This window comes from Dokdonia sp. R78006 (genome assembly GCF_042466145.1).
GTDB lineage: Bacteria > Bacteroidota > Bacteroidia > Flavobacteriales > Flavobacteriaceae > Dokdonia.
Window position 1 is genome coordinate 2,349,692 of the sequence record NZ_JAXHBU010000001.1, and the last position, 12,333, is coordinate 2,362,024.

Below are 12,333 nucleotides of genomic sequence, written 5' to 3' on the forward strand. Positions count from 1 at the left end.
GTCATTTGCAATAGCAAAGACTCGCACTGTGAATTATTATTTTTTAATGAAGGTTTAACAATGAAATGACTCAGCTAGTAAATAGCCAAGCTATTATACATTGAAAACTTACAATGATGGTTGTTATCTAATCTTTGATAATTGGTAGCTCGATAGATGATCCGTGCACCGCCGAATGATGCACGCTATTATGCGCTACAATACCTTCTTTTTCATCATAATTATTTCCTCCTGTATTGAGATTGCGAGCAAAACGTGGGAAGTTACTGCTTGAGATTTCTACACGAATACGATGTCCTTTTTTGAAATAGTTACTAGTAGACATCGGTGTGAGGTCTAGTTTGTAAACTTCGCCCTCCTCCATAAATACCTCTTTGTCATAACCTTCTCGGTATCTTGCGCGCTGTATCGTTTCATCCAGATTGTAAGCTGTACCGTCTGGATAAACATCAATCAGCTTGATAGTAAAGTCGGTGTCTTTCACATCAGATGATACGTATAAGGTGCTATTTATAAAACCAGATACTTCTACGCCTTCCTCTAGCGGATCTGTGGTATACACTAAGATATCGTTTCTGGTTTCCATTTGTTGTTGATCAAAAGCGCCACCTTGAACGGCGTTACCTGTACAACATACATTACCACCATAAGAAGGAACCGGTTGCATTGGGTCATAAGTAAAGCCGTCTACATTATCTGCAGTAGCTTTGTTGGTGGATAATGTTCCGTCTCCAAAACGGCTATTAGCATTTCCATTACTATTTAAATAATAGGTGGTAGGTTCAGCTTTTTTAGGTGGCCAAGTTTCCGCAGCTTGCCATTTATTGCTACCCATGGTGTAGTACTGAACCCTAGGTGTTTTTTCTTTAAAATCATTTTTCTCTCCCTTGAGCCATAAATCAAACCAACCATAAATCTGCTCTTCATAATTGAGTGTTGCATCACCTACGCTGCGCTCACCCACAATAGTATTTTCAGTTGCTCTTGTGTATGCACAGTGTAGGGTAGGAGCGATTACGAGATATTGATTATCTCTTATGCTCTCATCCTTAGTATTATTTCTTACGTGGTTAAATAAGGCTAGGTTAGGAGTAATGGAAACATCATACCAAGAGGCAAACCAGAAACTAGGAACACCAATATCTTTGTTGTCATGATAAATGCCACCTTCAAACCATGCCTTGTCGTTAGGTTTACGACGTATCATTTTGTCAAAAATCTCATTCTTACCGTTGATGTTTTTCAAAATATCTTGAATAGGCAAGTGCTTCAAAGCCTCTGCCATATCAACTGGCGGATTTTCTGGTGCTAAATCATAAAATCGTGAAATTCTTATTAAATCCTCTTGTGTCGCTCCCGCAGGAATACGAGGTTTAAATTTATCATGCTCTACGCCATACAACCAGGAGAAAAAGAGCATTTGCTCAACACCACCACGATACCAGTTTCCTTGTTCTTGAATATCGCCTATTCTTCCTACGCCAGCTCCATAGCCTTGCGGTACCATAGCTGCATGAGATGGATGATCTAAAGCTGCAACTGCCATCTGCCACTCTGCAGTAGAGGAGCAGCCAAGTGTGCCAATTTTCCCGTTAGACCATGATTGATTTTTCATCCATGTAAATGCGTCATATCCATCTGTGAGCGGTACGCCTAGAATATCCCATTCACCTTCAGAGTAGTATCTTCCTCGTTCGTTTTGAACTACGTAGGCATATCCTCTTTTTACAGCTTCTAGCGCTCTTTCGGCTGTTCTTGTTCTTTGTTTTCCGTCACCCCAAGAATTAAAATTATAGGGAGTTCGCGAGAAAATTATAGGAACCTTACCACTCGTCTTTGGTCTATAAATATCAGTAGCGAGGCGTATGCCATCACGCATAGGCATCATGACCTTTTGATCTACAATAGCTATTTGTTCAAGTTCGGCGAGTACATCGTTTTGTGCGTAAAGAGTGTCGCTCGATATCATAGACATCGCAAGCGATAGAAACAAAAGAAACGTAATTTTCTTCATCGTATAGGGATATTAGATTGTAATATGTATTACAATAATTAATCAATAAATATGATTCTAAATATACAATGAATTTATTGGTGCTTATAATTTTTGTGGTAACAAGCAGCTAATATTGAGATATATAGGTGTTGGGCGTTAATTGCAATTACGCATATAGTGACATCAAACAACCTTGGGATTGCGTGCAAAGTCTAGTGGCACTGTAAGGTGAACTCTATCTTTCCAGAAGATTCATCATAAAAAACATAAATCAGCCCTACATCTCCCCACATCAATCCGGCATTATCTTCGGAGTCTATCTGGAATAGAAACTTCATTGGGTTTCCATCGCCGTCAGTAGGTGTTTCTTCACCTTGTACCCAATTAGGATAACCTCCCAGCTGACTCAAATAATCTTGTTCTCCTATCAGCTTTTCAACAACTTGATCATAACTATTCCAAGGCTCATTTTCGTCAAGAACACAAGATAGTTTAGAAGCCGCTGGACTGTGAAGATCTATACCTTCCCAGTCAGGGAGAGATTTTGTAGAGCTAAAATTTATCAAGCAATACTTAGACGTTTCTAAGGTGCTGGGTGTCGCAATAAATTCTAGTTTATCTTGGTTCACTTTTTTATAGATTTTGACTAACCAGCCGTCACTTGATGTTTCCCAAGGAAACTCTTCCCAATCGTAATAGAATTGAATTAATGCAATATTTTCTGGAAGTTCCAATTCTGGAGTGTTGAAAATTTGGAAGATAAAGGCTAGATGATCTCCTTTGTTAGTTTTTGGCCATGATTCTCCCTTTTTAAAATATGGGTGTCCCCCAAAATGTGAGAGCATTTGAGAGTTTTCTGGTGGTCTAGAAGCTGGTAAAACCTCTAGCTTAGTAGCCGTTCTAATTAAAGGCTTTACAAGGTTTTCTAAATCAGTAAATGTTTTTAAGTCAAGATTATTGAGATACTCGCGATACTTATCAAAATGTGACATAGCTTTGGGTTTGTTCTCTTTGCTTTTAAATAGTTTTTTCCAGAAATTCATAATGTCTTCTCAATGTAGAAAATGTGTATAATAAAATCAGATAGTTAAATGAATAATGAGAATTAATCATGGATGAGTATCAAAATCTGCGCGGTTATCATTTACAAAATCGACCAATAAACGTTCTAAGTCATCTTCACATTTGTAAAATTGCTGGTCGCAATCTTCCCAGATATGTTCTGCTTTACCTTCTATAATAGATAATATTGCCTGCCTTTCTTTTTGCTCAAATGGCACCTTGTTTTCTGGCCATTCAAGATTGGCTTTTTTTACTAAACATGCAGTCTTGATTGCTTTGATTTTTCTTAAATAATCAGAAGTGATTTGAGCATATGCACCACTCGAGTTAAAGTAGAATTGGTTGAAACCACCATTGTTAATTTCTCGAACTAGATTCCCAATTATTAAGACAAGTTGTTGAGAAGAATTCAATCTGGATAAATCTCTGCCATAGTTGGAGATTTTATTGAGGTGCTCATCAATTTCCATAATAATTTCAAACGGTTCTTTGACTTGAATCTCATTTTGAACAATTATTGTTTTGTTCTTTTTCTTAAAGAAATTGAAAATACCCATAGTTTTATCGCTACAATTTTTTTCTGACTAGCTATTTGACTAAAAGAACTGGCAAGATGTAAGCAGAGTAGGAGTACTAAAATATGTTTCATGAAGATTTTAATTGTTACAGGTTCGCTTTCGCGAAAGCGTAATTACTCAAACAGCACTGAGTTAATGGGTAGACATTTTTCTATTCATTGTAATTTCTGAGAACATCACCTTTTTTTAATGTACTTGCATCTACTGCATTATCAAATGTATACTCGGTAGATATGAGGCCATTAGTTGCAGATGGAATTTTAACGTTAAAATGTAAATGCTCAACGGTGGTAAAACCCGTCATTCCACTAATTGCGATGGGTTGTCCTTTCTCCACATAATCTCCAAGCTCAACGATTGCTCCATCATGGTTTAAGTGTACATATTGAGAGTACAAACCACTGTCAGGATGGTAAACGGTTAGGTAATTACTTTTATCATTATCCCTCCATTGCTGGCTTGTACCATGATCTTTGTATTCCTCAATCAAGCCTACCACATATCCATCATCAACACTTACGATGGTATCTCCTATGCTTAGATCAAAATCAATTGCATATCTACTAAAAACTGTGTTATGAGAAAACCTTGATTTAAATCCCTGAATGATGTTGTACTGCTTACCTTTTGGAAAAGGTAAGCCTATGCTGCTTTTGTTGACTTCACGCTGCAAATCCCCATATCTAATGCTGTATTTTGGTTTTATAGTAGATTGTACATCTGGATAATGAATCTTAATGATGGTGTCTTGCAGTTTACTTAGGGTTACCTGCCCGAAAAGAGTTGCTAGGTCAGGATTCGCAGGATCTTCAACAAGTCTGACGTTCATGGGACACATAAGAGAATTCTTTAATTGAAAGGATATAGTATCATTCTCATATACGTTATTAAAGTTATATTGAAACGCATAGTATTTTTCCTTTGGGAAATTATTAAGGCTTTTACAAGCTGCAAGGCAAACGATAGATAGTAAAAGGATAAGTTTTTTCAATGTTGATTTTTTAATTAATATCTCAATCATAAGCTTACATAGAGGATGTATACTGTTTTTAATGTTGGCTTGTATCAAAGCTTCAAGCACGCTTTCGCGAAAGCGTAAAAAACCTAAAGTCTAAGCTTTAAGATCCTAGTGTTTTTTCCTTTTTTACCTGGAAGTATGACTGTTTGATTATCAAGATTGACGTTACCATTATTTACAATGTAATACACTTTTGACTCTTTGTCATCAATAAGCTTTTTGAAGTCAAAATCTCCATCTTGATTAATTTTAATCATGTAAAGGTTTGATTTTTTAGCCTTTGTTTGTCTGAAGGAAATTCTATCTGCACTCAATTTTTTAATATTATCAGAGCAATTTATAAAGAAGTAAGAATCCTGAGCGACGGGGATTGAGGTAAAAGAACTCGTTCCAAAACCTGTTTGCCTTTTATTAATATTTCGTGCCCATTTTAAATTTCCATCCTTATCTAGTTTTACACTCATAATATCGTCAAAGTGATAGACAATGCGCGTTCTCATACTACCGTTAGTACCCATTGAGGTGTGTACGGTAGTATAAAACTCCTCTGCATTTAGAACAATGTCACCGTTGCCCATGATGTAAACACCTTTAAAATCAATATTCTTTATTCCCTTTTCTTTTTTCCTTTTCTTCTTGCCTTCTTTATTTCCGTACTTATCATTCAGAAATTCTTCAGAAAAAGGTGTGAATTTTTTCTTCTCGATCTTAAGCGTTTCGGGATTTAAATTAAAGAGGGTTACACCATTAATTCGGTTTGCGTTCTTTTGACCATAAAAGCCTATGCAGGATAATCCGTCTTTAGATTTTACAAGCTCTAGGGAGGAGATAAACTTGTCGTTATCTTTTAAATTAGTCTCGGTTTGTCCCTTTGCGTCAACTTTGTAAAGCTCATAATGATAACTGATTTCTCCCTTCTTCTTAGATTCTTTGGATTGTTTTTCATGAACCTTTCCTAAAAAATATACCGTTCCATTAGTGTCATCTATGTCTACATTTTCATAAGTAAAGTCCTTATCTCTCACATCTTTTTGAATCAATTGATCATACACCTTATTGAAATTGCTGTCAAAAACAAAAATTTTATGGGTTTCCTGTTCCTTGTTATTGATGTCAAAGTTGATTACAAAGTAGTTGTTGTTTTTAGACATGACTACTTCACCTGTGTGGTCACTATCTAACTGAGATAAATTGCTTATCACAATTGGAAATATTGCAATACCAAAATACTTTTTTTGATTCTCTTCAGAGAAGGAAAGTATTTCCTTAGTACTGAACTTAAGATCTTTTAAATCTGCCGAAACTGCGTTAAAAGCAATCTTATCAGATTTTTTATTTATGGTGTATTCTATTAAATGGAGCTGATTGTCTTTAATGAATGCATTTTTTATAGTGTTATCCTTCACCTCATAAGTTACCTCATTAAGTAGTTTTAAATCGGTGTCAAAGTGCTGTATGTAATATCCTTTAAGTGTTTGTAGGAGACCTCCATAATATGCTCTTATAGTTACTAGTTCGCCATTGTCACTTTCTAAAGAAAATTTAAGGGAGCTACGTTTTTTAGAGTCTTTAAAAATCTCACTTTTAGTAATAGCAACATCTTGTGCATAACTATTAAAGCTTATTAAGAGTAAGAGGAGTACTGTAATGTTTTTTATCATGGTTGTTAGTTATTCAAAGTGGGTAAAGATGGTTGTAATATAAGAAGCTTTAATGTTATTGTTTGTTAGCCTTTCGGCGAAAATTTTAGGTTGAAGTTATATGGTTAACTTGGTAGTAGAAGTCTTGTTTCTAACTCAGTTCTCAATTTTAAAAGGTTATTTTTTTACACCTCTAATTCCGCTAGCGCAACCGAAAAAATATTCAATATACTCAACTTCAAAATTGGCTTTATTAAAAATATCAAATACATTTTTAGAGTTCCCGAATTCTTGAGTGTAAATACCTAGCATCTTGTAGGTCTCAGGACTTCCTAAAAATACTTTCCCTAAAATCGGAATAATATTCTTTAAGTAAAACATATAAAAAGGTTTTAAAATTCTGATTTTCGGCACAGAAACATCAATCAATGAGAACTTTCCGTTTGGCTTTAGAATCCGGTCAATTTCATTGGCAAGTTGTACAAGTTGCTCATCATTAAATGTTTTTAATCCAAACCCAGAAATCACGCAATCTGCAGAACCACTTTCTATAGAGTTATTAAATACATTTTCCTTTAGCAATGTTATGTTAGAATCGCTGAATTTAAGCTTTCTTCGTTCAGCGCGATTAATCATTCCAGATGAAAAGTCAAGACCAATTAGTTGAGAGTTACTATCTGAGTTTTTTAAAATATGTTTCCAGCATTCTCCCATTCCAGTCATTAGATCAACCACAACTTTCCCTCCTTCAATGTCAATTTCCTCCACACATTGTCTTCTCCATCTTTCGCTGAACCCAAATGATGTGATGTAATTCATTTTTGTATAAGAACTTGACATGTTATCAAATAGCCTTTCTACAAATTTCGGTTCGTAAATTTCCTTCATCTGCCGTAGTTGGTTAGTGTTATTTGCGATTTGCGTAGACGTAAGAAGAGTGTTTTTAAAGAATTTGCCATCTTAAAAGCAATATACTAATCACAACTACTCCTTCCTTTCAAAAGTTTGCACAACGTTCTTTATGTCTGATATTGCTTGACTACTTCCAGGGACGTAGGTTCCTACAAATAAATAATACCCTCCATTTTCATCAAATAAAATCACTTGATACATCTCTTCGAGATTGTCGTCATTATTTGTGGCAAAGAGCTCAAAACCATCTAGTCCGTCAATTGTTATATCGTTGATTCCCTTGCTTGGGATTACCGAGTAGTCATCAGGGTATTTTTTTAATCGCGAGATACAAAACAATTTTTTATCTGGGATATTTACTTTTGCAAAAGATTTATCGGTGAGTAAGCTTGCTTTATCAATACTTTCTGTTGGTGTTTTTAGATCTCTATTAAAGAGCATTCCATTACCTATTACTGCTAGATATTTTAAAGAGCCTACATCTTCATTTAGTGAGTAATTAAGTGCCTCTCTAGGGTTGTTTTCTACCGTAGCGTCCACAAAAGTGCTTAGCACACTTTGTTTTATTTTTTCACCTAATTCAAGAGAATCCTTTACATACACACCATTTAGTAAGGTGCTAGATTTTTCGTCACCATAAATAAGAATGTGTTTTGAAAACATCATCCCGTTTGCGGGTTGTTCTATTTCTAGAAGTATTCCACTATAGTTACCTACTTTAATTTCCTTTCTGGTTTTCATTTCCATGCCTTGTGTCTTGAGCATGTCTGCATTAAACCCTTTTGATACTTCACTGTAAGGCCCTGGGATTTCAAAAGCCATAATCATGGAAGATGGGTCTTGTGGATTTTGAAAACCCTTAAAATTGCTTGAAGCTGCAAACGATGCTGGAGGAATCATAAAAATATTCGTTCCCTTAATTTGAAGGTGACGCTCCGTTTTTTGTGATGGTAATTCTTGCCCAACAACAATACTTGAAATGGATAATAGAAGTAGGGTGATTATTAATGAATGTTGCATGGTTATTGTTTGTTAGCCTTTCGGCGAAAATTTTAGGTTCAAGTTATATGTAGGACGTGGTATTTGAAGGCTTGTTTTTTAATTCAGTTCTTTTAGCCACCGTACTTTTCTTTCAGTTCCAGCTTTTTAATTCTTGACCTTATTGCTCCTCCATTTCGTCCAAAAGTCAAGCTCAATTCCGCTGTCGTTTTTCCCTCGCAAAATAGTTTCTCTAATTGCTCGTCACTTTCTGTTGTCCATCTTTCATAAGCATTTTTATTCTTTGCTTGCTTTAAAGCTTTTGAGTATGCTTTTACAGCTCCACGTTTTCCTTTCAGGCTATATTTTGGATTCAACTTTGCATAAAGTCTTTCTTCCAATTCCTTTCGTCCTAAATCAACTAAGATATAAGATAAAGTCAGGTGTTTTTGAATTCTATCATTAAGCATCAATTCGATTTCGTCCGTAAAGCTCTTTTTTGAGGTTGCTTTTTCATAGTTCGGATAATCTGAATAATAACTATTACCTAAATTTCGTCTAACTGTATGATTCTTGGTGTTAAGAATATCGTTCATTCTGCCACGAATACTTCCAGTTTCTCCAACGTAACATATTTCTCCATCTTCTCTAAATAAATAGACCGCTGATTGATTCGGAAATGAATTTGCCCAATCTCGTGTCAATTCGATTGTTTTTCTTTCAGATTCAATTATGAGTTTGTGCTCAAGCTTCAGCAAATATTCTTCTATTTCAGTTTTTGTCATTTAGATTACTGGTTTTATTTGGTGCCTAACGTCTCCGTATATGAAATGTAGCGTGTAAAAAGAAATTATCGTTTCGGATTATCCACGAGCCAATTTTTTATTTTTTTTTATTATCTAATAGAAAGGACTTTGCAGATTTTCTTTGGATATATACCAGTGATAATCCTCTTTACATTATCGTGTTCTGATATATAATCACCAGAATAGTCCAAATCAAAATTTAAGTACAGATTGACATTGTTTTGCTTTTCTTGAAGCTCCAGATGTTTTATAAATTGTGAAAACAATCTTTTTCTTGCGGTTGTACTTTTAATAATTGGTGGAATTTTTAAAAAGAAGTACAGGGTGTGATATAATCTTACTTTTTTTCTCAAGCAATTAATAGATTTCTTTTCAATAGCGTTTAGATAAGTATTGTCTTCATGCATTGTGATAAAATATTGCGTTATTCCATAATTTGAATAATCAAGTCGTGTGTATTCAATATTAATATCATCAAATTTGAAAGTCAGAACTTCCTTCTTCTGAGAGTATGTAAGAGTAGCGATAAAGGAGAATAAAACTAAAAAGAGTGATTTCATAGATTATAGCATGATTTTTTTAACAGTCAAATGTATTGACTAATTTAATTACAAGGTGTTGTGAATAGCGTTCTTAGCTTGCATATATTATTCATGATTTAACTGAACTAGTTTCCTCTTTTTTATTTTTCTTAGATCTTCTCAATCTTTTTCTTTCGGTACGCTTTCTTACTCTACTTTCCTTTTTATCTTTTAGAAATGCAACGTTGGTTTTCTGGTCAATAACACCAGTGATATCAACGTCATAATCAAGGTCTTTTAATTTAGATTGTAATGAGGTTAATTCTTCTGTGGTAAGCTTGGTAAGTCTACAACTTACCTCTTTATAATCTTTGGTCAAATCTTCATTTACAACATAACAATAACATTTTTTTGAAAATGTTCTTTCTTTCTTATAAGTGCTTTGAGACTTCACCTGATAAGAGAAAATTAATAGTAAAGTAAGGAGTATAATATTTTTCATGTGTTTACTTTTCAATGATTAGAATAACGTTTCTAGCTCAAAATAAGCTTGAAAGTATGAACAGAGTAATACCCAGTAGTCTATATTTTAATTTAGTTAATTCTAAATGGTACACCATCAAACATCCTAGATGTATCACTACAAGCTCAATCTTGGGGAATTTGTGATTTTAAGGATTTCACCCTTTTTTGGATGCTGAATTTTCTTAGCTAAAAAGTAAATACAGAGTCCAATTAAACTTACTCCAATAATAAGAGTTCCGGTAGTTCCTAGTAATTCTCCAGTAGATGCAATTATTTTCTTTAACCAGGCTCTTCTGCCTGTTGTTCTTACAGTTCCTCCACTTTCCGCTTCTACTGCAGCGGCATAGGATGCTACAGTGAAAATTGAAATAATACCTAGAATAACTAGCTGAGGTATGATTTGTTTGAAAACAGAATAATTTTTCAACTCCGTTCCTTTCAAGTTGGCCTTTAAATAGTCACGAATTTCTGAATAGACATCTTTATCAAGTTGGAATTCTTCGTCGGTGGTTTTGTCATCCTTGAAATTTAATTCTATGGTAACATCTGTATCAATAAATACAATTTCTTTTAAATCTTCATAACGGATACTTTGTACCGTACCCAGATTTTTTGAGGCGATAAGGTCATCTATATTTGAACCCTTTGTTAAATCAGTTATCCAAATAGCCTTTTCGTTTGCTATTAAATATTTGTCTAATAATTCGGTTTGTGAGATAATCCAATATTTCATTTATAGTTATTTTTTTTATAATTAGTTATACTATTCTCTAGTTTGTAATTCTGCTTTTATGTTCTTGTATTTTTTATCCAAGAAAATAATCGCTAAAACCATTGCGATAGTAATTAGTGAGAAGGTAGAATCAATTCCATCATCATTCATGATCCAATTGTAAACAAAAAATACAGCTGTTATTATGGTAACTGTTGATAGCACTTGTATGATTTTTTTGGTGCTATTAAGTTTAGTTTTTATCTAATTCTAAGTAATAGAGTTTTGCTGCTTCTTGAATTTCATTATCTAAGTTATCATCAAGAGCGTATGAATATAATACCCATTTGTCATTTGGTTTGTAAAATTTGAATATAAACCTAAGGGGCTGTCTATCGTATTTTACTAGGTATGAATATAATTCAAAGCTCTCAGCAAATTTCTTTGTAGTTATGATTTCATATCCATAGTACTTACCCATGTAGCTTTCAGAAAACCCATTCACAGTACCAATAATTTTATCGATATCATCTTTTATTCTATCAGTCCATTTGTTTGTCTCATATAATTCCTTTACAGCTTTACCAGCGTCTTTTTCATATGTTTCAAAAAAGGTGTCAATTAAATCTTGTGGACTAGATTGAGCATATGAGTTTCCAGATATTGTGATTAGTAATAGGAGTAATAATTTTTTCATTTATTTAGTTTTTAATTGTTATTAAGAGTGCTCTACATCAAGGTTGACTTATAAAAAGACCAAACCGTTTCATGTTAAACACAAGTCATATTTTTAAGTTCATTGATTTAAAAGTTATCCTCCTTAAAACAACCCAAAAAGCTTTTTTCTTTTGGCAGTATTAGGCCTGTTTAATTCTAATATATCTGTCACGGCGTGCTTGTCAAAGCCGTCAAAAAGCGCTTCTACGCCTTTTTTAATCTTTACATTAACTTCTTCGCTATAGAGAGGGATTAATGTGTAAAAGTCAATGGTTTTATTTGCCAACTTTAGAGAATGGAAATCTTCCTTAAAAACAATAGTTGGTAAGAGTACCATGGTGTTAAGCTGTGTGTTTGGAGCAAAAGGCTCGGCGGGGTTGCCATTGGGTATGGTGTGTCCGTAACCGACCCAAGTGTTGTATTCGTGAGGGAATCTAGCTATTTGTTTTAACCATCGAATAGGCCAGTAGTTGTTTTCATCCTTAAAGTCTTCTTCAGAGATTTTCCAGGATGCCGGTAGACAAATACTAATTTCTGCATAATCGCAATCTATTACATCTTCTGGTGTATTCATTGCCTTATCACTCATGCCAGAAGTAACGAGTGTATGAAATGGTCTTTCTTCTGTAGGCTTTACCCAGTGTACATCAATGTGAACTTGATCTGATATAAGCTCATGAAACACCATATGAATCTCTCCAATATGTTTTTCAATATGATCTGATATATCATCTATATGATCTCCTCCAGTAGCTAACTCAAAATCATTTCTACTGGATTCTGTGTAACGATAAATAGGCGCACCTGATTCAGATTTTTCCATGTTGTGTGAGGTTGTTTTTTAACTCAGTTTTGCTGCCATTGGTTG

Annotated in this window: 13 protein-coding genes; all 13 read right to left on the bottom strand. The window is 34.3% G+C overall.

Annotated features, from left to right (window positions below):
• Positions 1–127: 127 nt before the first annotated feature.
• The 13 genes from SJY37_RS10455 to SJY37_RS10515 all read right to left on the bottom strand — a co-directional run bounded on the left by SJY37_RS10455 (position 128) and on the right by SJY37_RS10515 (position 12,288).
• Positions 128–2,014, bottom strand: coding sequence for a CocE/NonD family hydrolase (locus tag SJY37_RS10455; protein WP_298323903.1), 1,887 nt, complete (start codon positions 2,012–2,014; stop codon positions 128–130).
• Between the two features lie 194 nt (positions 2,015–2,208).
• On the bottom strand, positions 2,209–2,988 hold the full coding sequence (locus SJY37_RS10460; RefSeq protein WP_298323905.1) for a YwqG family protein: 780 nt from the start codon (positions 2,986–2,988) through the stop codon (positions 2,209–2,211).
• Positions 2,989–3,105: 117 nt separating this feature from the next.
• On the bottom strand, positions 3,106–3,615 hold the full coding sequence (locus SJY37_RS10465) for a DMP19 family protein (protein WP_298323907.1): 510 nt from the start codon (positions 3,613–3,615) through the stop codon (positions 3,106–3,108).
• 172 nt (positions 3,616–3,787) lie between these two features.
• Entirely contained in the window at positions 3,788–4,627 is an 840-nt protein-coding gene (locus SJY37_RS10470) for a M23 family metallopeptidase (RefSeq protein WP_298323909.1), read from the bottom strand.
• Between the two features lie 113 nt (positions 4,628–4,740).
• Positions 4,741–6,315 carry a hypothetical protein gene (locus SJY37_RS10475; RefSeq protein ID WP_298323911.1) on the bottom strand — a complete coding sequence of 525 codons (1,575 nt, stop codon included), beginning with the start codon at positions 6,313–6,315 and terminating at the stop codon, positions 4,741–4,743.
• Positions 6,316–6,471: 156 nt separating this feature from the next.
• Positions 6,472–7,182, bottom strand: a complete 711-nt coding sequence (locus tag SJY37_RS10480; RefSeq protein ID WP_379953049.1) for a class I SAM-dependent methyltransferase — start codon at positions 7,180–7,182, stop codon at positions 6,472–6,474.
• A 96-nt stretch (positions 7,183–7,278) separates the two neighbouring features.
• Complete coding sequence (locus SJY37_RS10485) at positions 7,279–8,226, bottom strand: hypothetical protein (RefSeq protein ID WP_379953050.1); 948 nt, start codon at positions 8,224–8,226, stop codon at positions 7,279–7,281.
• A 92-nt stretch (positions 8,227–8,318) separates the two neighbouring features.
• Positions 8,319–8,969: a GIY-YIG nuclease family protein gene (locus SJY37_RS10490; protein WP_298323917.1), complete on the bottom strand. Its 651-nt coding sequence runs from the start codon at positions 8,967–8,969 to the stop codon at positions 8,319–8,321.
• A 110-nt stretch (positions 8,970–9,079) separates the two neighbouring features.
• Positions 9,080–9,550 (bottom strand): hypothetical protein, encoded by a 471-nt coding sequence (locus SJY37_RS10495; RefSeq protein ID WP_298323919.1) that lies wholly within the window; start codon positions 9,548–9,550, stop codon positions 9,080–9,082.
• A gap of 91 nt (positions 9,551–9,641) precedes the next feature.
• Entirely contained in the window at positions 9,642–10,013 is a 372-nt protein-coding gene (locus SJY37_RS10500; RefSeq protein WP_379953051.1) for a hypothetical protein, read from the bottom strand.
• Between the two features lie 138 nt (positions 10,014–10,151).
• Positions 10,152–10,769: a hypothetical protein gene (locus SJY37_RS10505; RefSeq protein ID WP_379953052.1), complete on the bottom strand. Its 618-nt coding sequence runs from the start codon at positions 10,767–10,769 to the stop codon at positions 10,152–10,154.
• A 232-nt stretch (positions 10,770–11,001) separates the two neighbouring features.
• Complete coding sequence (locus SJY37_RS10510) at positions 11,002–11,445, bottom strand: hypothetical protein (protein ID WP_013749594.1); 444 nt, start codon at positions 11,443–11,445, stop codon at positions 11,002–11,004.
• A gap of 123 nt (positions 11,446–11,568) precedes the next feature.
• On the bottom strand, positions 11,569–12,288 hold the full coding sequence (locus SJY37_RS10515; RefSeq protein ID WP_379953053.1) for a suppressor of fused domain protein: 720 nt from the start codon (positions 12,286–12,288) through the stop codon (positions 11,569–11,571).
• Positions 12,289–12,333 lie beyond the last annotated feature (45 nt).

Bases quoted from the DNA above. Each gene is read 5' to 3' on its own strand.
- SJY37_RS10465 (WP_298323907.1), bottom strand. From the start codon at position 3,615: ATGGGTATTTTCAATTTCTTTAAGAAAAAGAACAAAACAATAATTGTT.
- SJY37_RS10495 (WP_298323919.1), bottom strand. From the start codon at position 9,550: ATGAAATCACTCTTTTTAGTTTTATTCTCCTTTATCGCTACTCTTACA.
- SJY37_RS10515 (WP_379953053.1), bottom strand. From the start codon at position 12,288: ATGGAAAAATCTGAATCAGGTGCGCCTATTTATCGTTACACAGAATCC.
- SJY37_RS10510 (WP_013749594.1), bottom strand. From the start codon at position 11,445: ATGAAAAAATTATTACTCCTATTACTAATCACAATATCTGGAAACTCA.
- SJY37_RS10485 (WP_379953050.1), bottom strand. From the start codon at position 8,226: ATGCAACATTCATTAATAATCACCCTACTTCTATTATCCATTTCAAGT.
- SJY37_RS10460 (WP_298323905.1), bottom strand. From the start codon at position 2,988: ATGTCACATTTTGATAAGTATCGCGAGTATCTCAATAATCTTGACTTA.
- SJY37_RS10475 (WP_298323911.1), bottom strand. From the start codon at position 6,315: ATGATAAAAAACATTACAGTACTCCTCTTACTCTTAATAAGCTTTAAT.
- SJY37_RS10490 (WP_298323917.1), bottom strand. From the start codon at position 8,969: ATGACAAAAACTGAAATAGAAGAATATTTGCTGAAGCTTGAGCACAAA.
- SJY37_RS10505 (WP_379953052.1), bottom strand. From the start codon at position 10,769: ATGAAATATTGGATTATCTCACAAACCGAATTATTAGACAAATATTTA.
- SJY37_RS10480 (WP_379953049.1), bottom strand. From the start codon at position 7,182: ATGAAGGAAATTTACGAACCGAAATTTGTAGAAAGGCTATTTGATAAC.
- SJY37_RS10500 (WP_379953051.1), bottom strand. From the start codon at position 10,013: ATGAAAAATATTATACTCCTTACTTTACTATTAATTTTCTCTTATCAG.
- SJY37_RS10455 (WP_298323903.1), bottom strand. From the start codon at position 2,014: ATGAAGAAAATTACGTTTCTTTTGTTTCTATCGCTTGCGATGTCTATG.